This is a genomic window from Ligilactobacillus pabuli (genome assembly GCF_022836475.1).
Classification (GTDB): domain Bacteria; phylum Bacillota; class Bacilli; order Lactobacillales; family Lactobacillaceae; genus Ligilactobacillus; species Ligilactobacillus pabuli.
Genome location: NZ_BQXH01000012.1, coordinates 23,885 through 49,479, shown reverse-complemented (window position 1 = coordinate 49,479; position 25,595 = coordinate 23,885). Strand labels below are relative to the sequence as shown.

The window sequence follows — 25,595 nt, the reverse complement described above, 5'->3', positions numbered from 1 at the left end:
TTTTTGTGCAGAAATTAATGAATGGTAGTGTTTTCTTTTAACTTATGTGATAAAATTAACAAGTGAATTGGTTCCAAGAAGGAGGAAACCACATGTTAGAAAATCAATTGAAACAGTGGGATGCACAGTATGATGTTGTGGTAGTTGGCTTTGGTGGAGCGGGGGCTACGGCTGCCCGGTTTGCCGCAGATCGTGGGGCTAAAGTTCTGTTAGTTGATTCAGCACCGCAAGGACATGAGGGCGGAAATACCCGCTATTGTGGACAATTGATTATGGCAGGTTCTCAGGCTGATGAAATTAAAAAATATTATTTGGCATTGAACGGTCCAATGAACTTTGAACCAAAAATCACAAATATTTATACAGAAAATTTGGCGCAGATGCGCGAGTATGTTCAAAAGTATTTGGGTGTTGAACCAGTGAGTGTTCGGGAATTAATTAAAAAAGACCCTAGTCAGAAACCGATTTTGGGACCAATGACTCCGGAATATCCAGAACTGCCTGGTGCAGATGATTTTGATTTTCTCCTAGTTAACGAGCAATTTGGCGATGGTGCTTTGTGGAAAAACTTACGGCAACAAGTAGTCGACCGTGCTGACCACATTGATATCTGGTTTAGTACACCAGCTGAACATTTGATCATGGCAAATGATGGTCGTCAGGTTACCGGGGTTCAAGTTGAACGTGCTGGAGAAAAACTGAATATCAAGGCCCAAAATGGGGTTGTTTTAACCCTGGGCGGTTTTGAAAATAACCAAGATAAAGTCCAAAATTACATTGGTGAACCTTCGATCGGACCAATTGGCGGTTTATATAATCAAGGTAAAGGGATTGATTTGGCAATTGAAGCTGGCGCTGATTTATGGCACATGCAAGCCATCTCCGGTTTGTCAACGATGTTACGCGCCAAAGAAGGCGAACGGCCAACAATGGTCATGGGACCAGCCTTAACTAACGGTTCAGTTTTCCGAGTTGGGGATGACGGCAGCCGGTATCAAAATGAAAATGCACCGCAACGCCACGGCTATTTGGCTAATCATGGCTTATGGCGGACACCGTTGACACAAGCTGATCCATGGATGATTTTTGATCAAACTCAACATGAAGAACTGGCTGATAATCAGTTGTATCAAGCAGTTCTAGAAACTGAAGTTAAAGCTGCAACAATTGAAGAGTTAGCGAAATTGATCGACGTTCCAGCTGAAAATTTGGCAGAAGCAGTTGAGCAATTTAATGCAGGTTGTCAAAAAGAAGCTGATGAATTTGACCGTGCACCAGAAACGATGCGGCAGTTGGATCAAGGACCTTATTATGCAGCTCCGCTAGGAAATTATATGTTAAATACCCAAGGTGGGCCACGGAGAAACGAACGTGCCGAAGTACTTGACCCTGAGCACCAACCAATTCCAGGTTTGTACGCAGCCGGAGAATTAGGCTCGATTTGGGGCGGCCAATATCAAGGCGGCGGCGACATTGCTGACTGCTTGATTTTTGGTAAGATTGCCGGAGAAAATGCAGCGGCTGAAAAGAATTATCCAACAGAAGAAATGACGGGCCACTTAGAAGTTAAGCAAATGGAAGTTACTAGTGATATCCAGCAGGAAAAGAATTACTCAGTTGATGAAAACCAGTATCTTGGTAAAAGTAATGCTGGAATGGGTGATGAGGTGGTTGTGCGAGTCACAGTCACACCTGAAGATCATTCTTTACGCAAAGTAGAAATTTTGCAGCAAAGTGAAACTGGTGAAGTTGGAGACGTTGCTTTGGAACGGCTGAGTCAAGAAATGGTCGACCAAAATACTCCTGACGTAGCTGCAATTTCAGGGGCATCTGTCTCAAGTAACGCTATCAAAGAAGCAGTTAAGGATGCCTTGAAACAAATTTAAAAACAGCGCGAAGTGAAACGGGAGAAAGCAGGTTAAGTACAACCTTCTGGGTGAAACAGCTCGATAAAAAAAGAGCAAACCCGTCTGGATCAAAGTCAGAGGAAGTATGCTCCAGAGTGAGGGGGTGGCCCCAAGATTACTGAAGAAGGGGCCAAACGTAAGAGACTGGGTGTAAGTCAGGCAAAGTTCCCCCAGTCGGAGCGCAACTGGGTGTAAGTCAGGTAAAGTTCCCCCCAGTCGGAGCGCAACTGGGTGTAAGTCAGGCGAAGTTCCCCCCAGTCGGGGCCTAACTGGGTGTAAGTCGAGCCCAGACTAAAAATAGCGTCAAAAAAAGAGTTGGTCCTTGAAAAAAATCAGGGCACAGCTCTTTTTTGTTTATTTATTAAATTCTTTCATTGAATCTTGGTAGATCCGAATGGCATCTCTTTCAGTCACTGGGACATAAGCGTTAGTTGCCAAGCGGCCAGATTTAACGGCGGCTTTAGCCATCGCTGCGAAGTTACTGTCATCGGTAATACCAACGTCTGGCAAGGTCATTTCTGGATTAAGTGACTTGAGCCAATCATGGGTCCGGCGAATTGAGTTTTCAGCCAGTTCCATGTCGTCATAGCCGTATTGATCCCAGACACTCCGAGCAAAACGTGCAAAGAGTGGTTTGGTATTGGAATTTAACGCAAATTCCATCCAACGTGGCGTCAAAATTGCGAGGCCAATGCCGTGGGTGATGTCGTAGTAAGCGGAGAGTTCATGTTCTAGCGGATGAACTGTCCAGCTGTTTAACGTCCCAGCACCAACGATCCCGTTTAAGGCCATCGTAGCTGCCCACATTAAGTTAGCCCGAGCTTCATAATTTTCTGGTTCTTTGACAGCGACCGGTCCCCATTTGATAACCGTGCGCATCAAACCTTCGATCATACACTTGGAAACTTCATTATTATTGTTGTCGAAGTATTGTTCGCACAAGTGACTGAAGATATCGCTGGCTCCGGCGGCCGTTTGGCGAGCAGGAACTGTGTAAGTCAAAGTTGGATCCAAGAAAGAAACCGCTGGTGAATTAGGACCGCCAGTCCCTTTCTTTTGCGGAATATCTGGGTTGGAGATCACCGAACCAAAGTTCATTTCTGAACCGGTTGCTGCGAGTGTCAAAATATCCACAACAGGCAGCTGGTCGATGTCAAACCGCAATGAAGGGTGGAGTACTAAATCCCATGGATCACCGTCATAGTAAGCTGCCGAGGCGATCACTTTCGCTGCGTCGATGACGGAACCGCCACCCACTGCCAAGACAACATCGATCTGGTGTTCTTTGGCCAATTGTTGGCCCGCCCGAACTGAGGCGATCTTAGGATTAGGTTCGACCCCCGCTAATTCTGTAACATTAAGTCCTTTGAGCAGACCTAAAACTCGTTCGTATAAGCCGCTTTTTTTAATAGATTTTCCACCGTAAACTAACAGTACGTTTTGACCAAAGTCAGCTAGAACATCGTATAATTCATGGTCGATGTGGTCTTTGCCAAAACGAATGTCGGTGGCATTTTTAAAAGTAAAATCTAACACGTAATTATCCTCCCTTAAAAGAATTGAGGTGCTAATTTAAGCGTTGCCAGAGTACAGTATCAATTATAGGCAATTCGTATGCTAAAATTCAAGCCGTTCCATCAAATATTTTATAGTAACGTAATATTTTTGTAAGTGTTATCATGATGGTGGAAGAGGAAAGTTAGCCAAATAAAGGAGTCAGCAGAATGAAAGCAGTTATTTTTGATATGGATGGAGTACTAGTCGACAGTGAACGATATTTTTATCAGTTGAAAACTGATTTTTTGCGTCAGGCCGGAGAAGAGCCAGGAGTTGATAACATTACGGAGATCGTTGGACTCTCTGCGGATAACGGCTGGGAAAAACTCGTGCCGACTGCAGAGAAACGAGCAGTGTTACGCCCGCAGTTTGAAGACTACCGCCACAGCCATATGATCGACTATGCCGAATATTTAAATGATAATGTCGCGGAATTTTTGGCGGACTTAGTTAATGATGGTCGGCAAGTGGCCCTAGCTTCGGCGGGGTATTTGACCGGGATCAACCAGATGTTGCGCCAGTGTGAACTGGGTCAGTACTTTAACACGGTGATGAGCGGCGACCAGGTTGCCAATAATAAACCAGCACCAGATATTTATCAGGCTAGTTTGCAGCAGTTGGGTTTGACGGCGGCTGACTGTGTGGCAGTGGAGGATAGTCCGGTCGGGATCCAGGCCGCTAAAAGTGCGGGGCTGGAAACGTGGGCGGTCCGCTATCCGTATTATCAATTGGACCAAAGTCAGGCGGACCAGGTTTTGACGGGATTTGGCGAAATCCGAAAATATTACCGGAAGAATCACCGTAAAATGGGCTAATTTGTCAAAATGAAAGTAACTTTAGCCGAAAAAAGCTACTATTCGTTCGCATTTTGATAAAGACTGACTTGACTTAAACGGTCAGTAGTTTAAGATTGTGATAGTTAGTAACCATAATAGGAAGAAGGAATTTTGAATGAACGAAAAAAAGAGTAGTCGTGGACTGTCAGTCCAAGCGGTAGTCGCCACCGGAATTGGGATCGCCATTGTCTTTGTTTTGAAACGTTTTGTGCCCATTCCAACTGGAGTGCCGAACACGACGATTGACCTCGGCGAAGCCTTTTTGACCTTTTTGGCAGCCATCTTTGGCCCCGCAGTGGGCGGTTTGACGGCCTTTTTTGCCCATCTCTTTACTGACTTATCCTGGGGTGACCCGTGGTGGTCATGGATCATTGCCGATGCTTTATTTGGTTTTCTGATCGGGTATTCACGTAATTTATTGAAGATCAAGCAGGAAAAATTAACGACTGGAAAATTGGTGAAGTTTAACGTTTTACAAGTTGTTGCCAATATTTTGTGCTGGGGCGTGCTCGCTCCGTTAGGCGATATCTGGATCTACTCGCAACCGGCCGGCAAGGTCTTTTTGCAGGGTGTGACAGCGACTATTACGAACTCGCTGGCGATCGGGATCGTGGCTACCTTATTATTGATCGCATACGGCAAGACGCAAAATCAGGACCAAAAATTAACGAAGGAATAGCCCATGTCAACTCCAAATATTGTCTTTAAAAATGTTAGTTTTCAGTATCGCAATCAAACTGAGCCGACGCTGAAAAATGTGAACCTTGAAATTATGCCGGGTGAAAAAGTCTTACTGACAGGTCCGTCTGGTTCGGGTAAGTCGACTTTGGACAGTTTGTTAAATGGGGTGATCCCGGCCGAGTTTCCGGGTGAGCTGCACGGCCAGGTCCAAATCAACGGCCGCGAGATCACTGAGTTAGACATCACGGCCTTGTCTTTTGAAGTCGGGACCGTGTTGCAGGATTCGGATGCACAGTTTGTGGCGTTAACGGTGGCTGAAGATGTGGCTTTCGCCCTGGAAAACGACCAGCGACCAGTCCCTGAGTTACACGAGCGCGTCGCGCAATGGGCGGAGATCCTCGATTTACCTGAGCTGTTATCCCATAAACCGCAAGAACTGTCCGGCGGCCAAAAACAGCGGGTCGCCTTGGCAGGAGTGCTGATCGACAATGAACCGATCTTGTTGTTGGACGAACCGTTGGCTAACCTTGATCCAGCGGCTGGCAAAGCTTCGATGGAACTTTTGGCGCGTTTGGCAGACGAACGCGGTTTGACCGTGATCGTGATCGACCACCGGATCGAAGAAGCACTCCAAGTGGCCTTTGACCGCCTGATCATTTTAAAAGACGGTCAGATCATTGCCAACGACACCCCGGCTGAGGTCTTACAAACGGACGTCTTACTGAAAAACGGTTTGCGTGAACCATTATATGTCACGGCCTTAAAAGATGCCGGAATCGACGTGGCTCAACTCAGCGGTTTGGATGACTTGCCGCAACTAGAGCTGCCAGCTCAAATGGGTCAACAGTTGGCAACGTGGCAAGCAAGTTTACCGCAACCGCCAGTCGAAACTAAGCCGCAGCCGTTATTACGCGGGGAGGGCTTGAACTTTGGCTACGCGGGACAGCCGCCGCTCTTTACGAATTTCGACTTCACGATCAATGCGGGGGAAATGGTAGCTTTAGTCGGCCAAAATGGGACCGGCAAAACGACACTGATCAACCTGATCACAGGTTTCTTGACTCCGCGATCTGGTAGTTTAACCTTAGGTTCTCAGCCCCTAGAGCAGTTATCTGTCAAAGAGCGGGCCGAGCGGATCGGCTACGTTTTGCAAGACCCCAACCAGATGTTGTCGCAGACGATGGTGTTTGCGGAAGTTGCCTTAGGCTTGAAGTTACGCCACGTTCCCGCTGACGAACAGCAGACGCGTGTCGCCAAAATTTTAAAAGTTACCGGCTTATATCCATACCGTAATTGGCCACTGTCCGCGTTAAGTTTCGGGCAAAAAAAACGGGTCACGATCGCGGCAGTCTTAGTGTTAGAACCCGAGATCTTGATCTTGGACGAACCGACAGCAGGTCAGGACCTCGCGCATTATGCCCAGATGATGGACTTTTTGGCGGACTTGAACCGCGACCTTGGCGTGACGGTCGTCATGGTGACTCACGACATGAACCTGATGTTAAGTTACGCGGACCGGGCACTCGTCTTGGACCAGGGACGTTTCTTGGCCCAGGCCCCACCGGCAGAAGTTTTGACGGATCAAGCCGTGATCAAACAGGCTCACCTGTCGCATTTGAGCTTACAGACCTTGGCCCAAAAGGCGGGGATCGCCGACGCCATCAGCTTTGCCGAAAAATTTACCGCCTACGAAAGGAGCAAGCAGCATGCCTACCAAGTTGAAAACTGACCCGAAGCCAATCGCCGGGTCGCAGCAGCGGGCTCCGTGGATCAACCGGTTATCCGGGACCACCAAAATCGTGATCTTGTTGGGACTGTCGGCGATCGGGATGGTCAGTTATGACACGCGCTACTTAGTTTTATTGACAGCCTTTGCCTTCATTTTTTACGCTGCAGCCCGGTTGAAGTGGCGGCAGGTGCGCGGTTTAGTCTACGCCATTATTGGGTTTACCTTGTTAAACCTGGTCTTAGTTTATGTGTTCAGCCCACACTACGGCGCCGAAATTTACGGCAGCAGTCACGTCTTATTTGGCAGCGGCTTTTTTGTCGTTACGACTGAAGAATTATTTTATTTGTTAAACATGACGTTGAAATATATTTTTATCGTGCCGCTGATCTTGGCATTTTTGTACACTACGGATCCCTCTGAGCTGGCGGCGGGGATGAACCGCATCAAGATCCCTTACAAGATCTGTTACGCGGTCGAATTGTCGCTGCGCTACATTCCAGACTTTATGCGCGAGTTCAAACAGATCAGTTTGGCGCAACAGGCACGGGGCTTGGAAATTTCAAAGAAGGCAGGCATCTGGCAACGGGTGAAGGGCAGCTCGCAAATTTTATTGCCGCTGGTCTTTTCATCGCTTGACCGGATCGAAGTCACGACGCGGGCCATGCGCTTGCGCCGTTTTGGCACGCAAAAGAAACGGACCTGGTATATGTCACACCCGTTAGCAAAACTGGATTACGGGTTGATCTTTTTCACGGTCGTTTTGATCGTGTTGGGAATTGCGTTATTTCAGGTGAACGGCGGACGCTACTATAATCCGTTTAACTAACCAAGAGAAAAGCAAGGACAAAGTTGGTTAATTGACAGAATTAGCGGGACTACATTTGGCAAAATAGATGAAAAAGAGGCAACGGATGAAAATCATCATTATCGTGAATTCGGACACTGGAAAGAAACATAGTCAGTCATAGCTGGGTTTAAAGCGAAAGTGAGTTGATGTTTATGCGAGCGGGAGATGATGCAGTTTCACGAAAAAAGTTGCGTGAACTGCACGACTTCAAACGCCACACTTTTGTAGCGAATTATTCGTCGGCCACTGCTGAGCAAAAATATCTGATGGTCGAAAATGTCAGACTAAAATTTAAAGGAGAGCTAACTGAAGTGACGGACCATGTTTGGCTCCAAAGATATCCTGCATTTATTGAGGTCTGGCCGTTAGAAGTTGGCGACGAAGTGGAATTTAGTGCGCGGGTCAATGTTTATCGCAGAAATCCTACGCAAACGGGTGTGGTGACGGTGGACTACGGCTTAGAAGATATCCACCAGGTGAGACATTTTGATCCGGTTAAAAACGTAGCAGTTCAGCAAAAAAAGCAGCATGAGCGCACGCAACAAACTAAAATGAGCCTCTTACATGACCAGAAAAAACATCATTTTGTCGCTAATTACGTCCATGTTAGTCATAATAACAAGAAATATGTGGCCGTCGCTCACGTCAAAGCGGACGGCAAAAATGAAGTCGTAGCGGACCAAATTTGGATGGAACGTATTGCCGAGTTTTATCGGCTAGAACCGCTCCAACGTGGAGATGAAGTCGAGTTTGATGCTTTTGTTGCGCCTTATTTACGGGGATACCGCGGCAAACATCAAGATCAACGCGTGACTAATTCACGTGAGAACGTCACTGCCTATGGGTTCGAAAAGATTGCGCATTTGCAATACACTGCGATTCAAGACGCCATTAAGCAGGGGCAAAGAAAGACTTCCCATCCACAATAATTACTTGTGACAGAAAAAACTGTGGGTAAAGAAGTCAGAAATTTTGGAAGAAAAGCAAGGACAAAGTCGGTTAAGTGACCGGCTTTTTTTGTGAAATAAAAAACTTTTTGTAATATTTAGGGCTGAGAGACCGATTTTTGTTATAAAAGAAATCTAGGGCTGCAGACTGTTCTGACTGGATTTGTTAGCTGGATTTGGGCAAATTTATTTAGTAAATATTACTAAATGTTGCAAAATGATAGTTTTTTTGCAAAAACGGCGTAAATGGTAAATAGTTTGGTATTTAAATGTTACATTGATTAGCTATACTAGGTGACGTTGAATCAATTGAAGTTAGTTCGACGAAACTTGTTATCAAAATTTATCGTAATTATAGGAGTGTCCAACAGATCATGAAAAAGAATATCAAACAGACTTTACTTTCACTAACAGCTGCCGCAGGTTTGTTCGCTGCAGGATCAGTTGCTGCCAACGCCGATACAGTTACCGTTAAAGCTGGTGACACAGTTTCGGATATCGCCTTGGCACACCATACAACAGTCGCTGCCATCGAAAAAGCTAACAAATTAGCTGACGTGAACTTTATCTTGCCTGGCCAAAAGCTAGAAATCGACAAGAAAGGGAACGTGAAAGTGGTTGAACAACCACAACAAACACAGGCTGCAGTTCAGCAACAACAAGCACCAGCTGCTGCACAAACTCCAGCGGCTCAACCACAACAACAAGCGCAAGCTCCAGTTGCTCAGGCACAGCCGCAACAACGCGCTGCCCAACCACAACGTTCAACTGCTAACGTTTCTGGTTCAGAAGCAGCTGCTCGCCAATTTATCATGGCGCGCGAATCTAGCGGAGATTACAATGCAAGAAACGGGATCTACATCGGTGCTTACCAATTATCATCTGATAAGTTGAACGGTGATTACTCCCGCGCTAACCAGGACCGTGTTGCTCAGCAATATGTCACTGCTCGTTATGGCTCATGGCAAGCTGCTCAACAGTACTGGAATGCACATCATTCATACTAAGCAAATTTAAAATTAATGAAATTAAAGCAATGAAGCATGGCTCTCAAGTTGGGGGCTGTGCTTTTTTTTGCGTGAAGTAAGAGGGGGGAGTATTTTGGGAGGGGCGTATTTAAAATTTTGAATTAGGTGTGCAAATTGGAGCTGGGTCGGAGCGATGGTGGTAGTTTGGCCCTAAGAATGGGAAAAGAAGGGCCAGACTGAGTATGTTTGGCCCTAAAATCAGTAAAGGAGGGGCTAGACTCAGTACGTTTGGCCCCAAGATTAGCAAAAGGGGGTCCAGACTAAAAGCGTTTGGCCCCAAATTTGCAAAAGTAAGCTCCAGACTGAATCACTCTGGAGCAAAGTCAGGCAAAATATGAGCCAGAGCTTATGACTGGCTAAAAGAATGGCAGATTTGTCACCAGTTGCGTCGAGACTGGTTAAAAGAACAGCAAACTTGTCACCAGTTGGCTGGAGACTGGTTAAAAGAATGACAAACTTGCATCCAGTTGTACCTGGATCGCGCTTCTATTTGATAATCTCTGCAAAATAAAAAGCAACAGGAAAGACTAGCATTACCAGTCTCTCCTGTTGCTTTATAGCAGGTCAGAAATTATTCCGACTATTCTATTTTTTTCCAAATTAATTGAGCATCATTGACGTCCGCATGGATATTTAAGAGACCGTCTTTGTAGGTGGCAAAGCGTTTTTGTGTTTCTCCCAACCAAGTGGGGTTCATGCTAACGTCCATATGATGTTCGAGAGAAACTGTGTTTGTTTCTTTGTCAAAGCCTGTGATGGCAAATTTGCCGGCATAGGCTAAATAGCCCGCAGCAGCTTCAGCCATTTCTTCAGTTGAACCTAAGTGTAAGTTACCGCTTTGATAACTAGAGCGGCCTTGCTTCATCATTTGTGCGGAAACAAAACCGTCAGTAGTGTACATCAAAAATCCTTTAGGGTTGGGTCCTAGCGGTTCTGGATTGCCAGCTTCACTAAATTTGTAATCAACTAATTCCCAAGTTCCAATTAAATATTTCTCTAAATCCATGGTGATCCTCCTTAAAGTCATAAAATTATCTACTATTTTACAACTTTTTTGGAAGCGTTAATATAGGAAAATAGCGTCATTGAGCAGGAAGAAGCCCATAGTTTGTTGATGAACTGTGTGTAAGTCGGGGAAAGTAAGCCCCAGTTAACGTTCAACTGTGTGTAAGTCAGAGAGAGTAACCCCCAGTTAATGCTCAACTGTGTGTAAGTCAGGCAAAGTAACCCTCAGTTTTCCAGCAAAGCCGCCTCACTTAGATGGATTTATTTCTGATGCGGAAACCTACTGTAGATCCTAACAAAAATAATCAGAAATGCTTAAAGTTTAGCGAGTCACATTGTATAATTAAAGTAAAACAGAGTGGAGTGAAACGGGAAAAAGCGAGCATAATCGGCACTTTCTGTTTCATGGAGCTCGACTAGTTAAAACAAAGCGAGGTGAAGGCGATGGTTAACGCACAGCTGAAGGAAAAAATCATTCAGGCTAGCCAAGAAATTGGAATCGATCAAATCGGCTTTACGACGGCAGAAAATTTTGAACACTTGCGCCCGAGTTTGTTGGCCCAAAAAGCTGCCGGACATACTTCAGGGTTCGAGCACCAAAACTTGGACGAACGACTTAATCCTGATTTGATTTTTGACCAGCCGCGTTCGATTATTGCCATTGCGTTGGCGTATCCGACTAAGATGCGGACCCGCCCGCCGCGAACGAAACAAAAGCGGGGACACTTTGCCCGAGCCTCATGGGGAGCTGATTACCACCAGATCTTGCGGGACAAAATGACGCAGCTGATCGAGCAGATCACCGCGCTGGCAGATGAGTCCGTGACTTTTAAGCCGATGGTCGATACCGGCGAGCTCGTGGATGTAGCCGTGGCGCAACGGGCTGGCCTAGGTTTCATCGGCAAAAACGGTTTGCTGATCACGGAGAAATTTGGGTCGTTTGTATATTTGGGCGAAATTATTACTAACATTGAGTTTGAACCAGACGAGCCGCAAGAATCACAGTGCGGGGATTGCACCCGCTGTATCGATTATTGTCCACCGGGTGCGCTGCTCGGGGACGGGCGGTTGAACGCGCAACGCTGCTTGTCTTACCAAACGCAAACGAAGGGGTTAATGCCTGACGAGTTTCGGCCGCTGATCCATAACGTGATTTATGGGTGCGACATTTGCCAGCTAGTTTGTCCGTTTAACCGGGGCAAAGACTTTCACTTTCACCCGGAAATGGAACCAGATCCCGAGGTCGTTTCTCCAGAGCTCGTGCCCTTACTGACGATCACTAACCGGGATTTCAAAGACCGGTTTGGTCCGCTAGCCGGGTCCTGGCGTGGAAAAAAGCCGCTGCAGCGCAACGCACTGATCGCGCTCGCTAATTTGGGTGACCGCAGTGCGCTCCCACAAATTTTGGCAGTACTTGACCAAGATCCACGACCCGTTATTCGCGCGACTGCAGCTTATGCGGTGGGGCGGCTGGTCCGGGAATTTAACCCAGAGATCGTCGACTTTTTACAGAAAAAGTATCAGCAAGAACAAGCTGCCGGTACGCCCAGTGAATACTTGGATGAATACCAGCAAGCAGTGCTTAAAATTATGGCTTTAAAACAAAATAAGAGGGACTGAGCAAGATGAAAAAGAGTTTAATGATAATTGTGACGTTGTTGGCCACAGTAGTTTTAGCGAGTTGTGCGGGCGGTAATCAAACGCAACAGCCGCAGGAAAAAACACTCCGGGTCAGTTATCAGCTCAAGCATGAAAATAAAGCACTGGCTAAAAAGACGGTCACTGTTAAGCCAGGCTCCAACGTTTTACAAGGGCTAAAGAAAGCTTGGCACGTCAAGCTTGAGCAGCAGATGGTGACTGAGATTAAGGGACATGCCCAGAATCCAGACCTAGATGAGTATTGGGTGTATGAAGTGAACGGCAAAGAAGCCAAAAAAGGCGTGACTGAACAAAAGCTGCACAACAAAGACCACGTTGTCTTTATTTTGAAAGATATTTCCAAATAAGCAGTCAGCAGATAGTTCGCTAGCATTGGTGGACTATTTTTGATCTCAGCGACCAATAGCTCATTGGAGTGCAATCTGGGCCCATTTTCCAGGCGAAGCGGTCTTTTTCGGACATCTGAAGTCGTTTTCTTTGAAAAAAGCTGAAATTTAGCCTTTAATTAACCTATGGACTAAATGAATTTGAATTTATACTTACTATTTGTTAGAATTATTAACAAAGAAATAGAACGAGGAGGAATTTTGAATGGCAGTTAGTGTTAAAAAAGCAATCGGTGCCGGGATCGCCGCTGGGCTGATCTCTGGTTTAGTTAAAATGGGTTGGGAAAATGTCTTCCCACCTCGGACAGAAGAACGGGACGCAGAAAACCCACCATACAAGACCATGCGGATGTTAGGCCTGTCTGACCAAGTTCTTCGTCAGAAATACACATTTTCTGGTCATGAAATCGAATGGCCTGGTTTCATCATGCACTACGGCTTTTCCGTTTCCTGGGCAGTGATCTACGAACTATTACGCCACAAATTCCCCGCAATTACTAAAGGCCACGGAACTTGGTATGGAATCGGTGTTTGGGCAGTCTTCCACTTGGGTGTAATGCCAGCCTTGAACGTTGTCCCATCAGCTAAGGAACAACCTAAAGACGAACACCTCTCTGAATTAGTCGGCCATATGGTTTGGATGTGGACCAATGATTTGGTTGGCGGCAAAGTTTACGATGAACTCAGTAACAAGGACTAAGTTGTTGGTGGAATAGTAATAATGTTTGGCAAATCCGGGCAGGTTAGTGACCCGGATTTTTTCATACATAGAACGAAGAAAACAGAGCGGAGCAAAGCGGGAGGACTCGAGCACTAGTGGAGACTGGCCTTTAATGCGGGCTAGGCATTGAAGGCTGGTCTTGACTAGGCGGAAAGTCCTGCTTTGAGTAGCTCGACTAAGAAAACAGAGCGGAGTCACTCGGTTAGAAGGCGAGCATTAACAGAGTTTTTGGCCGAGGAAAGGCGCTAAAAGTTAGCGTTGAAATTAAGAAAGGATTTGTAGGGAAATGAATAGAAAGTACGAAACAGGTTGGGGTGAGCGGATCAGCTATGGTTTAAGCGATGCCGCCGATAACCTGATTTTTCAAATGATGGGTTCTTACCTGTTATTTTTCTACACGGATGTGTATGGTTTACGAGCGCGGGATGTCGGGATCTTATTTGCGATCGCGCGGGCGATGGATGTGATCGAAAGTGTTGTTTTAGGTCTAATGATCGACCGGACCCATTCCAAATGGGGGAAGAGTCGGCCGTTTTTCCTCTGGTATGCTTTACCGTATGTGCTGGTGGCAATTTTGACCTTTGTGACGCCTGATTTTTCTGGCGGCGGTAAACTTGCTTGGGCTTACGTGACTTACCTGGGCTTAGGTTTCCTGTATACGGCAGTTAATTTGCCAGTGACTTCGATTTTGCCAACAATGACCGAAAATGACCGGGAGATCACCATTTTAGGTGTGATCCGTCAATTCTTTGGCAGTTTGGTCCAAGTCGTAGTAGCGACCTTCACGATCCCGTTGGTTCAATTGATCGGGAAAGGCGACCAGCGTAAAGGTTTCTTGGGGACAGTGATTATTTTTGGGATCATCTCGTTGGTTTTGATCTTAAACACGTTCTTCCAAGTCCGTGAACGCCATACTAACGAAGAAATGAATCACCAGCCGTTGAGCAAAGTCTTAAACATGCTGCGGCACAACCAGCCGTGGATCATTTTGTCAGTGGTCGTTTTCTTGTACTGGTTATCAACGGCCATTAAGAACCAAACGACGATTTACTACTTCAAATACGTTTACAACAATGACCACCTGGTATCGATTGCCAACAGTTTCACCTTAGCGTCGATCATTGGGGTCCTGCTGATCTTGCGCTTTACTCAAGTTAGAAGTAAAAAAGCAACGATGTCACACGGAATCATGATCGAGTTAGTCGGGCAGCTGATTATTGGATTGGGTGCCTATACCAAAATTTTGGGGATCACCTTTGCCGGGATCTTCGTTAACTCGATCGGAAACGGGATCGTGATCGGCCTAGTTTCTATCATGATCGCCGATACGATCGCCTTCGGGACAACGATGGGGATCCAAGCTGAAGGTTTGTTAGCGTCAACTAGTGATTGGGGCGTTAACCTGGGCCTCGGAATCGGCGGTTTGATCACCGCGATGATGTTTGACGCTTCGGGCTATGTGGCCAACCAGGCGCAAAACGCAGCCACGATCAGAATGATCGATTTGAACTTCGTCTGGATCCCATTAGCGATTTATGTCGTGATGTACTTAGTATTAAGAAAATATGATGAAGGTGTCATGCAGCCTCAAAATTAACGTGAGATCGTGTGACAAATTAAAGCCTGTTAACGCAGATGCTGTTCTTTGGTTAAAAGAACACGGCTCGGTGTTGACAGGCTTTTTATTGTACTCCAACTGATTTGGCAGGTTCAGTTTGTTAAGCTAACTGCTTTGAATTTGACTGGATATCGGTGATAATGAAAGTATTAAACTGGCAAAGGAGAGGTGATATGTGTACTAGTATTTTACAACTTGCACAGGATGGCACCCACTTGTTTTCGCGGACGATGGACTGGCATGAGCTTGAGTCTGGACCGGTCTTTTCACCCAGAAACTATCAGTGGGTCCGGGATTTTGACGGGCAAACGGTGACTAACCGCTACGCGATCATTGGCGTTGGGCGCGGCAAGGAAGCGGCGATCGATATGAGCGATGGTGTCAATGAGTGGGGCTTGAGTGTCCAAAAACTGACCTTTAGAAACGGCACTCATTTGTATGACGACCCCCGCCCCGAAACTCAGCAGCTGGCTCCATATGAGTTGCCGTTTTATTTGATGGGCAACTTTAAGTCCGTGGCGGAGATTATTGAGCATTTGCCTGAAATTAGTTTAATGAGCGGCAAGCACGCCCAGATCCCCTATGGCTATCCGGAATTGCACTACGCCGCCACGGACCGGACCGGCCGGTGTGTGATCATTGAACCGACCGTGCAGCCGATGAATGTCATCGAAAATCCGTTGGGAGTTGTGACCAACGCCTTTGACTTCGCTCATCAGGTGGAACAATTGGGCGACTACATTAATTTGAGGGCAGACTTGCAAACGACGGCCCCATCCAAGGTCGCTGCTCAAAGCGGGACTGGTCGGTTTGCGGGTAAAAAGGTCCCGACTTCTGCTTACACGCCAACGGGCCGCTTCATCCGTGCTGCCTACTATCGGGATAAAACGGACCAGCCTAAAAACGAACAAGAAGCGGTGATCAGCAGCTGGCATTTGTTAAACAGTGTCACAGTTCCAAAGCTGAGCCGCTACCAACAGACATATTCGGTCTACCGCTCGGCGACTTGCCTGGAATCGCGCAGCTATTATTTTGAGCCGTATCATCGCTTGGGCATCACCAAGTATCAACTGACCGATGAGATGCTGAACTGGCAACACCCGCATTTTTACGATATTGACGATCAGCTGCATTTGACTGAAGTCATGCGTTAATTTTAACAAGCTGATTTTTTGCATTTCAGTTCGTGCCAGGTGTAAAGTGACCGTAATAGTTAGATATTTGAATTAATCAGAGAGGAAGTTAAATTCATGCCAGAAAATGGTTATCAATATGATGTTTTGTATCTAGGTGCAGGTCACGGTACGTTCGATGGGGCGATTCCTTTAGCCGCTAAGGGTTACAAAGTCGGTGTCATCGAAGCCGATAAAATCGGGGGCACTTGCCCGAACCGCGGTTGCAACGCCAAAATTACCTTAGACGCACCCGTTGAACTGGTCCGTTTCCAAGAACGGATGAAGGATATCGTGAGCGGCGACTTAACTTTTAACTGGGCCGAAAACGTCAAGCACGAACATGAAGTCATTGACGGCTTACCTGATTTTATCAGCGGTTTGCTGGCAGATGCAGGTGTTGAAATGATTCATGGGACTGGGAAACTAGCAGACGCGCACACCGTCGTGGTGGATGGCTCTGAAAAGACTGCAGCCAAGATCGTGCTCGCCACTGGTTTACGACCACATCGTTTGGACATTCCTGGTACAGATTTAGCTCACGACAGTGCCGACTTTATGGCGTTAACAGATTTGCCTGCTAACATTACTATTATTGGCAGTGGCTACATCGGAATGGAATTTGCCACGATCGCCAACGCAGCGGGGGCACAAGTTACAGTTTTAATGCACGCTGACAAGGCTTTACGTTCATTCCACCAGCCATATGTGGAACACGTGATTGCTGATTTGGAGAAACGTGGGGTGAAGTTTGTTCGCAGCGCCAAGGTGGCTGAATTTGCCCAAGCAGGTGACCAATATACAGTTAGCTACGGCGATGGCGCAAGCTTAACGACTGATTGGATCTTAGATGCTTCTGGCCGGATCCCGAACGTTGAAAACTTAGGCTTAGACGAAGTGGGTGTCAAATATAACGCACACGGCATCGAAGTCAACGACCATCTGCAAACTAGTGTCGACAGCATTTATGCTTCCGGGGATGTGCTGGACAAAAAGCAGCCAAAACTTACTCCGACAGCAATTTATGAGACAACTTATTTGATGAAATTATTCAGTGGCGTGACAGATGCAGCAATTGATTACCCAGCAATTCCATCAGTTGTCTTTACTTCACCACGGATCGCCCAAGTTGGTGTGAATGCCGCTGATGTGGCAGATTCCGCTGATCATAGTGTGCAAGAAAACGACTTGATGGGCGGCTGGTACCGTTTGGTCGACAATGAAGACTATGCGAAGTTAACCTTAGTTTATGATGCTGACCACAAAGTTGTGGGTGCCGCCGAAGTCAGCGAAAAAGCTGATGACGCGATCAACTCAATTTTACCAGCAGTTGAATTTGGCTGGGGTCCCGCTGAAATGGGTCGTCTAGTTTATCTGTTCCCATCGCTAGCTTCAGATACTTTAGACCAGCTATAAAATTACAATAGTTTGAAATGAAACCTTAGTGTTGTGCAAGTTAGTTGCTAGAACGCTAAGGTTTTTGTTTTAAGCGAGGAAGGAGGGGGCAAACGAAAGCAGTCTGGCCCCAAGAATGGGAAAGAAGGGGCCAGACTGCTCCCCTCTGGAGCAAAGTCGAGCAAAGTATGCACCAGAGCAAGAGTCTGGCCCCAAAAATTGTAAAAAGACGGGCCAAATATAAAATAAGACGGAAGTATTGCGGACGACTGGGTGTAAGTCGAGCAAAGTTGCCCCCAGTTGGCAGGAGACTGGGGGCAAGCCAGGCGAAGTTGCCCCCATGGCGGGCGACTGGTTAAAAGAACAGGAAGCAACCATAATTCAGAACCACACATTCACGCCAACCACTAGCTGCTTGTTTCAAAAAATTCTAAGTCATAGCAAAAACTGGCGTAAAGCCCGTGGTTACACCAAATTTGTGCAACCGGTTTTTAAAAGTTAAATCTTGGACAATATTAAATTACTTAGGTAATTGGTTTTTTGTGATTTTCGGTGTATAGTAAGAATGGTTAATTTATAAAAATTTTATAAAGGAGGAATTGTGAATGGATATTCTAAGTTTGGCGCGTTTTCAATTTGGGATGACGACCATCTTCCATTTTTTCTTCGTTCCCTTTACTATCGGAACAGGATTAGTAGTTGCAATTATGGAAACAATGTTTGTACGCACCAAAAATAAGATGTATCTACGCATGACTAAGTTCTGGGGCAACATTTTCCTGCTTAGTTTTGCTGTCGGTGTTGTGACAGGGATCATTCAGGAATTCCAGTTTGGAATGAACTGGTCGGATTACTCACGTTTTATGGGGGACATTTTTGGAGCCCCGCTTGCGATTGAAGCTTTGTTGGCTTTCTTTATGGAGTCAACTTTCTTGGGTCTCTGGATGTTTACCTGGAAGACTGTTAAACCAGGTTTGCACGTGGCCTTCATTTGGCTGGTGACAGCTGCTTCAATGCTGTCTGCTTTCTGGATCATTACTGCGAATGCCTTTATGCAACACCCAACTGGGTATGCAATCAAAGGCGGCCGTGCTGTGATGACGAGCTTCCCGGAATTAGTCACTAATACGCAGGCCTGGTATGAATTTGGCCACACGATCGCAGGTGCGATCACGATGGGTGGTTTCTTGATCGCCGGGATGTCTGCTTTCAAATTGTTGAATAAGAAGTTAAAGGAAACTGATTTCTTCAAACGTTCATTAAAACTTGGCTTAGTCGTTGGTTTAGTTGGGTCACTGGCAGTCTTCGCTGCTGGGGACTTGCAAATGCAAGCTCTGATTGAAGACCAACCAATGAAATTTGCTGCAACTGAAGGGGAAAAGCATACGACAGCTGACCCTGCTCCATGGAAATTAGTTGACTTTATGGATACTAAGACCCATGAAGATAAATTCAGCATCAAGATCCCTTACATGTTAAGTCTCTTGTCTTACCATAAGCCATCTGGCTCAATTCAAGGGATGGATGAAGCTAATAAGAAGTTACAGGCTAAATACGGGGATCAAAATAACTACTATCCACCAGTTAATACCCTCTTTTGGTCATTCCATATCATGGCATTATTCGGCATGGCAATGCTGGGTGTAGCGGTCATCGGACTGTTCTTTGCCCGCAAGAAGAGCCAGTTGCTGTTTAGACAAAAATGGATGCTGTGGATCGTAGGACTCTTTACCTTCGTGCCGTTTATTACTAATACTTGCGGCTGGTTAGTCACAGAATTAGGTCGTTATCCATGGACTGTTTACGGCTTGTTCACCATTAAAGATAGTGTGTCGCCTAACGTTTCAGTGGGTTCATTGCTAACTTCAAATATCGTGTACTTCTGCTTATTTAGTTTCTTGGCAATCGTGATGGTTGCTTTAGTTGTCAAAGAATTGAAGAAGGGCCCAGAAGACGATGATAGTGTAACTTTAAACGCACCGCTTAGCTCTGATGCAGACGTTGATCCATTTAGTAAGGAGGCATTTGAATAATGACAACATTACAATTAATTTGGTTTATTATTATTGGTGTCTTATTTGCAGGCTTCTTCTTCTTGGAAGGCTTCGACTATGGGGTCGGGATGTCTGTTGTCACTTTGGCTAAAGATGATGACGAACGTGACCAAGTGATTGCTTCGATCGGACCGGTTTGGGACGGAAATGAAGTTTGGCTGATCACAGCTGGTGGGGCAATGTTTGCTTCGTTCCCATACTGGTATTCAGCATTATTCTCTGGTTACTACCTAGTCTTGTTTATCATTTTGTTTGGCTTGATCATTCGTGGGGTTTCCTTTGAATTTCGCGAACGGACTTCTGCCGACAAAAAGCATATCTGGGACTGGACACTTGCCATTGGTAGTTTCATCGTGCCATTTATGTTTGGCATCATGTTTATTAGTTTAGTCCAAGGTATGCCGCTCGATGCTCACGGTAACGTGTGGGCCGGCTTTACAGACTACGTTAACCTCTTCTCGATCGTTGGCGGAGTTGCCTTGACACTTTTAGCTTACTTGCATGGGTTGAACTACATCGGTTTGAAGACAGAATGGCCATTACGTGGTCGCGTCAAAAAGTACGGTGAAGTTTTGTACCCAGTTTTGTATGTTGGCTTGGTTGCCTTTGCCGTTTTGATGTATTTCCAAACAGACTTCTTTGACCGTCATTTGGTCGCAACATTGAGTTTGTTAGTGGTGATCGTCTTATTGTCAGTCATCGCTCATATCGGAGTCCTCAAAAACAAAGAAGGCTTGGCCTTTACAGCGAGTGGTTTAACTTTAGTTTCCTTGGTTGCCTTGTTATTCCAAGGACTATTCCCTCGTTTGATGATCAGCTCAACGAACTCGAAGTTTGATTTGTTGATCAAAAACTCATCTTCTTCACCATATACGATGAAGGTCATGACGATCGTAGTTTGCACCATGCTGCCAATTGTTTTACTGTACATTGGCTGGACTTACTACATCTTCAGAAAACGTGTTTCTACTAAAAAAACAGCGACAAAAGTCCAAGAGACAAGTCACTAGTTGGCTCATTTAGAGATGGAGACAAAATAAAAAATGTTAGATAAAAAGATAATGGAGATCCCGGGGGCAAAACAAATTTTGTCCTTGCTAATGCTGTTGACATTGCTCCAGTCTGTCGCAATCATTGGTCAGACGATCACAATTTCACGAGCAATCGTGAGCTTGTGGAATGGGCATCCGTTATCTGCACAAATATCGTGGCTGGTATGGTTCGTCTTACTATACCTGCTGCGACACTTGTGTATATACATAAAACAGCAGCGGTTGGATAAGTTTGCGAGTCAAGCTTCCCAGGAGATCAGGAATAAATTATTAGAGAAAGTCTTTCGCGTTGGTCCAGAAATCACGCAAAAGCAGGGGACTGGGAATGTGACGACAATGGCTCTAGAAGGGATCGACCAAGTCGAAGACTACCTGAGTTTATCCTTGTCCAAAATGATCAATATGATACTGATCCCCTTTGTAATTTTGATTGCTATTGCCTGTTTTGATTGGAAAGCTGCAGCCTTTTTACTGGTGATCTTACCAGTGGATGTTATTTTTATGATTATTTTGGGTTATGCAGCCCAGGATAAAGCTGACAAACAGTACGCATCCTACCAAATTTTAGCGAACCACTTTGTTGATTCATTGCGGGGCATTGATACGCTGAAGTTCTTTGGCCTCAGTAAAAAGTATGGGCACAGTATTTTCAAAACCAGTGAAAAATTCCGGAAGGCTACGATCAGTACCTTAAAGATCGCGATCTTATCCACTTTCGCTTTGGACTTCTTTACGACTTTATCGATCGCGGTAGTGGCAGTCTTTTTAGGACTGGGTTTGATCAACGGAACGATGTTGTTGTACCCGGCTTTGGTGATTTTGACCCTGAGTCCAGAGTACTTTTTACCGATCCGTGATTTTTCTAATGACTATCACGCGACCTTAAACGGGAAGAATGCTTTTGGCGCCATCAATGAAATTTTGGATTACGACGAACAATTACCCGAGCCGCAGGAATTACCACAGTGGGACGCTGCTAGTCAATTAACGATTACAAACATGCAGCATTCTTATGACCAAGCCCAACAGGTCAACCAGTTTGACTTGCAGCTGCACGGCTTTCAAAAGGTCGGCATCGTGGGCTTGAGCGGGTCAGGCAAGTCGACTTTGATCAACTTGTTGAGCGGCTTTTTGCAGCCGGACCAAGCCGAGATCTCGTATAACGGAATCGCGCTGGACTCATTCAAACAAGCTGACTGGCAAAAGCAACTGATCTACATCCCACAAGTGCCCTATATTTTCCACCAAACTTTGCGAGAAAATATCGTTTTTTACCAGCAAGATGCTACTGATGAACAGGTGGCTGCAGCGGTTGAAACTGTCGGCTTGACGGACTTAGTCGCTGATTTGCCGGACGGCTTGGAGACCGTGATTGGTGAAGGCGCCCGGAGTTTGAGCGGGGGCCAGGCACAGCGGATCGCCTTAGCGCGGGCCTTTTTGGACCAGAGCCGACGAATCATCTTATTTGATGAACCGACTGCGCATTTGGACATTGAAACAGAAGTTGAATTGAAAGAAAAGATGCTGCCGCTAATGGAAAATCACCTGGTGATCTTTGCGACCCACCGTTTGCACTGGTTAAACGAGATGGACCAAGTAGTCGTGTTGGACCACGGGAAAGTAGCCGAGGCAGGTAGTTTGACCGAGCTGAAACAAGCAGACGGCGCCTTAGTGAAGTTAAGTCATGCGATGGGGAGGATCTAAATGAAAATTTTTAGCTTATTGAAAAATGATACTTGGATCAAGCCATATCTGACTAAATACGGTAAGACACTTGTGCTGGCCCTGTTTTTGGGCTTCATGACGTTCTTTTGCGGCGGAGCCTTGATGTTTAACTCAGGTTATTTGATCTCACGGTCAGCTTCATTGCCGGAAAACATTCTGGTCGTGTATGTGCCGATCGTGTTGACCCGAGCTTTCGGGATCGGCCGGCCGGTCTTTCGTTATATCGAACGGCTGACCAGTCATAACTGGGTCCTGAAATTAACGAGTGAGTTACGGTTGCGTTTGTACAACGTCTTGGAAAAAGATGCGGTCTTCTTTAAAGATAAGCATCAGACTGGCGATATTTTGGGCGTCTTTTCCGATGACATCGACCACATCCAAAACTTGTACTTGCGGACCGTTTTTCCCACGATCGTCGGCTGGTTGTTGTACGCCGTGATCGTGATCGCACTCGGCTTTTTCTCCTGGTTTTTCGCACTAGCGATGTTGTTATTGCTGGGAGTTTTGACGATCTTGATGCCGCTGGTGGCCTTATTGGTCAACGGTGCCAAGCAAGAGCAGCAAAAGCAGATCAAAAATAAGTTGTACGGTGGTTTGACCGATAACGTTTTGGGCGTGTCCGACTGGATCTTCAGTCAGCGCGGACAAGAATACGTTTCGCAGCATGACGCGCAAGAAGGGCAGCTGCGAGCTGTCAATCACGAGTTAAAGCAGCACGAAAACTTGCGAAACTTGCTGGTTCAGCTGGTCGTAGCGGTTGTGACGGTGGTCATCGTTTGTTGGGCAGCCTTCCAGTTTCCGGGCAACCACGGCGGGGCCGCGAACTGGATTGCAGCCTTTGTCTTGGTGATTTTCCCGATCAGTGACGCGTTCACTCAGATTCCAGGAGCAGCCGCAGAGACGGATATTTATCAGGACTCACTGAGTCGACTCAATGATCTGTCCACGGATGAAGCGCCGACGAAGCAAGAGACTGTGGCGGACCCTAAGCAGCTGGCAGCGGGGCTAAAGGCGCCGTTTAAACTAGCAGTGAACGACTTATGTTTTAGTTATCCGGACGGCCGCAGAAACGTCTTAGAAAATATTGACCTGTCGCTTGAACAAGGTCAAAAACTGGCAATTTTGGGCCGTAGCGGCTCGGGAAAGACAACCTTGATCCATTTGTTACGGGGCGACTTAAAGCCGGTCAGCGGCCAAATTACGCTAAATGGCGTGCCGGTCAGCGACTTAGGTGATGAGATCAGCCAGTTTGTCGGCGTGATCCACCAGGCGCCGTATTTGTTTAATACGACGGTGCGCAATAACCTGAAAATTGGTGACGAAAATGCCACAGACGAACAGCTGTGGCAAGTCTTAGAGCGTGTTGGACTTGCAGAAATGATCCGCCAGCTCCCAGCGGGCTTGGATACGCCGGTCGATGAGGCGGGCCAACGTTTTTCTGGCGGTGAACGTCATCGTTTGGCTTTGGCACGGATCTTACTGCAAGATGTTCCGCTGGTAATTTTGGACGAACCGACAGTGAGTCTAGATCCAGTTACGGAACAGGCTTTGATCGAAACTTTTGTCGAGGTACTCGCAGGCAAAACGCTGATCTGGGTCACTCATCATTTGCAGGGCTTATCTTTGATGGATCAAGTGATCTTTGTCGAAGATGGTGAATTGAAATTAAATGGCAGCCCGGCTCAACTAGCGGCTGAAAATGAGTACTACCAAAAGCTGTTAAGAATTGACCGGGGAAGTTTCTAGCAACAGGGCGAAAAGTTCTGGCTTGAGTTTTGATTAAAATTATAATGGCGACTGTTGTTCACTAAATCAGTGAGCGACAGTCGCTTTTTTGGTGTAGACAGAAGTTTGGGAAAGTAATGTGTACAGCGAGTTCTGTAGACAGAAGTTTGGAAAAGTAGTGTGTACAGCGAGTTCTGTAGACAGAAGTTTGGGAAAGTAGTGTGTACAGCGAGTTCTGTAGACAGAAGTCGCTCAAAGTTTGGTCCAGAAAAAGATTTGTTGACTGAATTCATTCAAAGTTTGGTCCAGAAAAAGATCTGTGGACCGAAGTCGCTCGAAGTTTGGTCCAGAAAAAGATTTGTGGACATAGCTCAATGAAAGGAATGACTACAGAGTTTATGTACCAAACTATTGGAAAGTTTAGTACGAAACCCAAGCTTATGTACATAACTATCGCAAACTTGAGCACGAAAAAAGGCCTAGCTGCAATAGCTAAGTCTTTTTTTGAGATGTTCTGATTAAGAGTTGCGCTTTAATAATTTGACTGCGACAGTCCGAATTTGACTGGCAACTTTTTGGTTCGTCAGTGAATCAATTTCAGCTAGGGCTAAATCAGTATAGTGTGCAGCTAATTTTTTAGCATCGCCAACACCATCGTATTTCTCGACAAGTTTGGCAACTTCTTGGATCTCAGCGAGTGAAATATTTTGTTTCTTGTCGAGTAATGGCTTGAATTCTGCCGGTGCCTTATGGAAGGCGTAAAGCAGTGGTGAAGAGTAGACACCTTCGGCAACATCTTCTAGGACCGGCTTTTTCAGGTCAGTCGTGTTGCTAGTGTAATCTAAGATATCGTCGTAAATTTGAAAGGCAATCCCGATATTTAAGCCGATTTGACCAGCGAGTTCTTCAGTAGCTTCGTCTGGTTTGCTAAAGTGAATCCCTTCCATACAAGCTAATTTGAAGAGTGCGGCCGTTTTGCCCTGGATGTTTTCCAAATAATCATCGATCGATTGAGTTTGGGAATAGCGCAGGTGCATTTGACTTAGTTCACCAACTAATAAATGATACATTGCTTGAGAGTTGTAACTTAAATATTTCGAACCGTTCATTGCTTCTGTCAACAAACTAAAGAAGACAGTGAACAACAAGTCGCCGGCATAGACCGCAACGTCTTTACCGTACTTAGCTTGAACAGTGATCTTGCCACGTCGTAATGGTGAATCATCGATGATGTCATCATGGATCAAAGTTGCTTTGTGTAAAATTTCAACTGAAGCAGCGATTTTGATCAAAGTTTCTTCACTATGTAGTTGTTGTCCTCCGAGTTGACTGAAGAGTAAGAATAATCCAGGACGCAATTGTTTGCCTTTATCATCTGTCAAAGAAGTTAGTAGTTCTTCGACGTTTGGATTATTAGTGTGGATCCTTTCATCGATCAATTGATCGACACGTTTTAATTGTTTAAAGATTTGCGGAAACTTATTCCATAATGTAAACATGTGATTATTCCTTCCTGCCCCTGATTAATAACAAGTCTATACCTTATATTAA

Annotated in this window: 20 protein-coding genes; 17 read left to right on the top strand and 3 right to left on the bottom strand. The window is 45.9% G+C overall.

Going from position 1 to position 25,595, the window contains the following annotated elements; translation table 11 throughout:
* Positions 1–92: 92 nt before the first annotated feature.
* On the top strand, positions 93–1,886 hold the full coding sequence (locus tag LPAF129_RS07075; protein ID WP_244055478.1) for an FAD-dependent oxidoreductase: 1,794 nt from the start codon (positions 93–95) through the stop codon (positions 1,884–1,886).
* Positions 1,887–2,261: 375 nt separating this feature from the next.
* Here LPAF129_RS07075 and LPAF129_RS07070 read toward each other — a convergent pair whose 3' ends face one another.
* Positions 2,262–3,443: an iron-containing alcohol dehydrogenase gene (locus tag LPAF129_RS07070; protein WP_244055477.1), complete on the bottom strand. Its 1,182-nt coding sequence runs from the start codon at positions 3,441–3,443 to the stop codon at positions 2,262–2,264.
* A 188-nt stretch (positions 3,444–3,631) separates the two neighbouring features.
* Between LPAF129_RS07070 and LPAF129_RS07065 the strand changes: the two genes are divergently transcribed.
* The 6 genes from LPAF129_RS07065 to apf all read left to right on the top strand — a co-directional run bounded on the left by LPAF129_RS07065 (position 3,632) and on the right by apf (position 9,511).
* Positions 3,632–4,279, top strand: coding sequence for an HAD family hydrolase (locus tag LPAF129_RS07065; RefSeq protein ID WP_244055476.1), 648 nt, complete (start codon positions 3,632–3,634; stop codon positions 4,277–4,279).
* 136 nt (positions 4,280–4,415) lie between these two features.
* Complete coding sequence (locus tag LPAF129_RS07060; protein WP_244055475.1) at positions 4,416–4,979, top strand: ECF-type riboflavin transporter substrate-binding protein; 564 nt, start codon at positions 4,416–4,418, stop codon at positions 4,977–4,979.
* Positions 4,980–4,982: 3 nt separating this feature from the next.
* Positions 4,983–6,710 carry an ABC transporter ATP-binding protein gene (locus LPAF129_RS07055; RefSeq protein ID WP_244055474.1) on the top strand — a complete coding sequence of 576 codons (1,728 nt, stop codon included), beginning with the start codon at positions 4,983–4,985 and terminating at the stop codon, positions 6,708–6,710.
* On the top strand, positions 6,688–7,536 hold the full coding sequence (locus LPAF129_RS07050) for an energy-coupling factor transporter transmembrane component T family protein (RefSeq protein ID WP_244055473.1): 849 nt from the start codon (positions 6,688–6,690) through the stop codon (positions 7,534–7,536). The genes LPAF129_RS07055 and LPAF129_RS07050 overlap by 23 nt, the downstream gene beginning before the upstream one ends.
* A gap of 173 nt (positions 7,537–7,709) precedes the next feature.
* On the top strand, positions 7,710–8,486 hold the full coding sequence (locus tag LPAF129_RS07045; RefSeq protein ID WP_244055472.1) for a hypothetical protein: 777 nt from the start codon (positions 7,710–7,712) through the stop codon (positions 8,484–8,486).
* A 392-nt stretch (positions 8,487–8,878) separates the two neighbouring features.
* Positions 8,879–9,511, top strand: a complete 633-nt coding sequence (apf, locus tag LPAF129_RS07040; RefSeq protein WP_244055471.1) for an aggregation-promoting factor — start codon at positions 8,879–8,881, stop codon at positions 9,509–9,511.
* 601 nt (positions 9,512–10,112) lie between these two features.
* Here apf and LPAF129_RS07035 read toward each other — a convergent pair.
* Complete coding sequence (locus tag LPAF129_RS07035) at positions 10,113–10,538, bottom strand: lipocalin-like domain-containing protein (RefSeq protein ID WP_244055470.1); 426 nt, start codon at positions 10,536–10,538, stop codon at positions 10,113–10,115.
* A 443-nt stretch (positions 10,539–10,981) separates the two neighbouring features.
* Between LPAF129_RS07035 and queG the strand changes: the two genes are divergently transcribed.
* The 10 genes from queG (at position 10,982) to cydC (ending at position 24,065) form a co-directional block, all read left to right on the top strand.
* Entirely contained in the window at positions 10,982–12,157 is a 1,176-nt protein-coding gene (gene queG / locus LPAF129_RS07030; RefSeq protein ID WP_244055469.1) for a tRNA epoxyqueuosine(34) reductase QueG, read from the top strand.
* A gap of 5 nt (positions 12,158–12,162) precedes the next feature.
* The gene (locus LPAF129_RS07025) at positions 12,163–12,543 is read left to right on the top strand and encodes a DUF4430 domain-containing protein (RefSeq protein ID WP_244055468.1); all 381 of its coding nucleotides are present in this window, start codon (positions 12,163–12,165) and stop codon (positions 12,541–12,543) included.
* Positions 12,544–12,787: 244 nt separating this feature from the next.
* On the top strand, positions 12,788–13,282 hold the full coding sequence (locus tag LPAF129_RS07020) for a DUF1440 domain-containing protein (RefSeq protein ID WP_244055467.1): 495 nt from the start codon (positions 12,788–12,790) through the stop codon (positions 13,280–13,282).
* A 307-nt stretch (positions 13,283–13,589) separates the two neighbouring features.
* A complete protein-coding gene (locus LPAF129_RS07015) occupies positions 13,590–14,900 on the top strand; it encodes an MFS transporter (protein ID WP_244055466.1) in 1,311 nt (436 codons plus the stop codon).
* Positions 14,901–15,094: 194 nt separating this feature from the next.
* Complete coding sequence (locus LPAF129_RS07010) at positions 15,095–16,075, top strand: linear amide C-N hydrolase (protein WP_244055465.1); 981 nt, start codon at positions 15,095–15,097, stop codon at positions 16,073–16,075.
* A gap of 96 nt (positions 16,076–16,171) precedes the next feature.
* Complete coding sequence (locus tag LPAF129_RS07005) at positions 16,172–17,509, top strand: dihydrolipoyl dehydrogenase family protein (protein ID WP_244055464.1); 1,338 nt, start codon at positions 16,172–16,174, stop codon at positions 17,507–17,509.
* Positions 17,510–18,093: 584 nt separating this feature from the next.
* The gene (locus tag LPAF129_RS07000; RefSeq protein WP_244055463.1) at positions 18,094–19,521 is read left to right on the top strand and encodes a cytochrome ubiquinol oxidase subunit I; all 1,428 of its coding nucleotides are present in this window, start codon (positions 18,094–18,096) and stop codon (positions 19,519–19,521) included.
* The gene (gene cydB, locus LPAF129_RS06995) at positions 19,521–20,552 is read left to right on the top strand and encodes a cytochrome d ubiquinol oxidase subunit II (protein ID WP_244055462.1); all 1,032 of its coding nucleotides are present in this window, start codon (positions 19,521–19,523) and stop codon (positions 20,550–20,552) included. The genes LPAF129_RS07000 and cydB overlap by 1 nt, the downstream gene beginning before the upstream one ends.
* A gap of 33 nt (positions 20,553–20,585) precedes the next feature.
* The gene (gene cydD / locus LPAF129_RS06990; protein ID WP_244055461.1) at positions 20,586–22,298 is read left to right on the top strand and encodes a thiol reductant ABC exporter subunit CydD; all 1,713 of its coding nucleotides are present in this window, start codon (positions 20,586–20,588) and stop codon (positions 22,296–22,298) included.
* Positions 22,299–24,065: a thiol reductant ABC exporter subunit CydC gene (cydC, locus tag LPAF129_RS06985; protein WP_244055460.1), complete on the top strand. Its 1,767-nt coding sequence runs from the start codon at positions 22,299–22,301 to the stop codon at positions 24,063–24,065. It abuts the gene before it with no gap.
* 497 nt (positions 24,066–24,562) lie between these two features.
* Here the strand turns inward: cydC and LPAF129_RS06980 are convergent, their stop codons facing one another.
* Complete coding sequence (locus LPAF129_RS06980; protein ID WP_244055459.1) at positions 24,563–25,543, bottom strand: polyprenyl synthetase family protein; 981 nt, start codon at positions 25,541–25,543, stop codon at positions 24,563–24,565.
* Positions 25,544–25,595 lie beyond the last annotated feature (52 nt).

What these genes read in the sequence shown, in the direction of transcription:
- cydB (WP_244055462.1), top strand. Translation starts at nt 19,521, where the DNA reads ATGACAACATTACAATTAATTTGGTTTATTATTATTGGTGTCTTATTT.
- LPAF129_RS07045 (WP_244055472.1), top strand. Translation starts at nt 7,710, where the DNA reads ATGCGAGCGGGAGATGATGCAGTTTCACGAAAAAAGTTGCGTGAACTG.
- LPAF129_RS07000 (WP_244055463.1), top strand. Translation starts at nt 18,094, where the DNA reads ATGGATATTCTAAGTTTGGCGCGTTTTCAATTTGGGATGACGACCATC.
- LPAF129_RS07010 (WP_244055465.1), top strand. Translation starts at nt 15,095, where the DNA reads ATGTGTACTAGTATTTTACAACTTGCACAGGATGGCACCCACTTGTTT.
- LPAF129_RS07015 (WP_244055466.1), top strand. Translation starts at nt 13,590, where the DNA reads ATGAATAGAAAGTACGAAACAGGTTGGGGTGAGCGGATCAGCTATGGT.
- cydC (WP_244055460.1), top strand. Translation starts at nt 22,299, where the DNA reads ATGAAAATTTTTAGCTTATTGAAAAATGATACTTGGATCAAGCCATAT.
- LPAF129_RS07005 (WP_244055464.1), top strand. Translation starts at nt 16,172, where the DNA reads ATGCCAGAAAATGGTTATCAATATGATGTTTTGTATCTAGGTGCAGGT.
- LPAF129_RS07050 (WP_244055473.1), top strand. Translation starts at nt 6,688, where the DNA reads ATGCCTACCAAGTTGAAAACTGACCCGAAGCCAATCGCCGGGTCGCAG.
- cydD (WP_244055461.1), top strand. Translation starts at nt 20,586, where the DNA reads ATGTTAGATAAAAAGATAATGGAGATCCCGGGGGCAAAACAAATTTTG.
- LPAF129_RS07020 (WP_244055467.1), top strand. Translation starts at nt 12,788, where the DNA reads ATGGCAGTTAGTGTTAAAAAAGCAATCGGTGCCGGGATCGCCGCTGGG.
- LPAF129_RS06980 (WP_244055459.1), bottom strand. Translation starts at nt 25,543, where the DNA reads ATGTTTACATTATGGAATAAGTTTCCGCAAATCTTTAAACAATTAAAA.
- LPAF129_RS07025 (WP_244055468.1), top strand. Translation starts at nt 12,163, where the DNA reads ATGAAAAAGAGTTTAATGATAATTGTGACGTTGTTGGCCACAGTAGTT.
- queG (WP_244055469.1), top strand. Translation starts at nt 10,982, where the DNA reads ATGGTTAACGCACAGCTGAAGGAAAAAATCATTCAGGCTAGCCAAGAA.
- LPAF129_RS07055 (WP_244055474.1), top strand. Translation starts at nt 4,983, where the DNA reads ATGTCAACTCCAAATATTGTCTTTAAAAATGTTAGTTTTCAGTATCGC.
- LPAF129_RS07075 (WP_244055478.1), top strand. Translation starts at nt 93, where the DNA reads ATGTTAGAAAATCAATTGAAACAGTGGGATGCACAGTATGATGTTGTG.
- LPAF129_RS07065 (WP_244055476.1), top strand. Translation starts at nt 3,632, where the DNA reads ATGAAAGCAGTTATTTTTGATATGGATGGAGTACTAGTCGACAGTGAA.
- apf (WP_244055471.1), top strand. Translation starts at nt 8,879, where the DNA reads ATGAAAAAGAATATCAAACAGACTTTACTTTCACTAACAGCTGCCGCA.
- LPAF129_RS07060 (WP_244055475.1), top strand. Translation starts at nt 4,416, where the DNA reads ATGAACGAAAAAAAGAGTAGTCGTGGACTGTCAGTCCAAGCGGTAGTC.
- LPAF129_RS07035 (WP_244055470.1), bottom strand. Translation starts at nt 10,538, where the DNA reads ATGGATTTAGAGAAATATTTAATTGGAACTTGGGAATTAGTTGATTAC.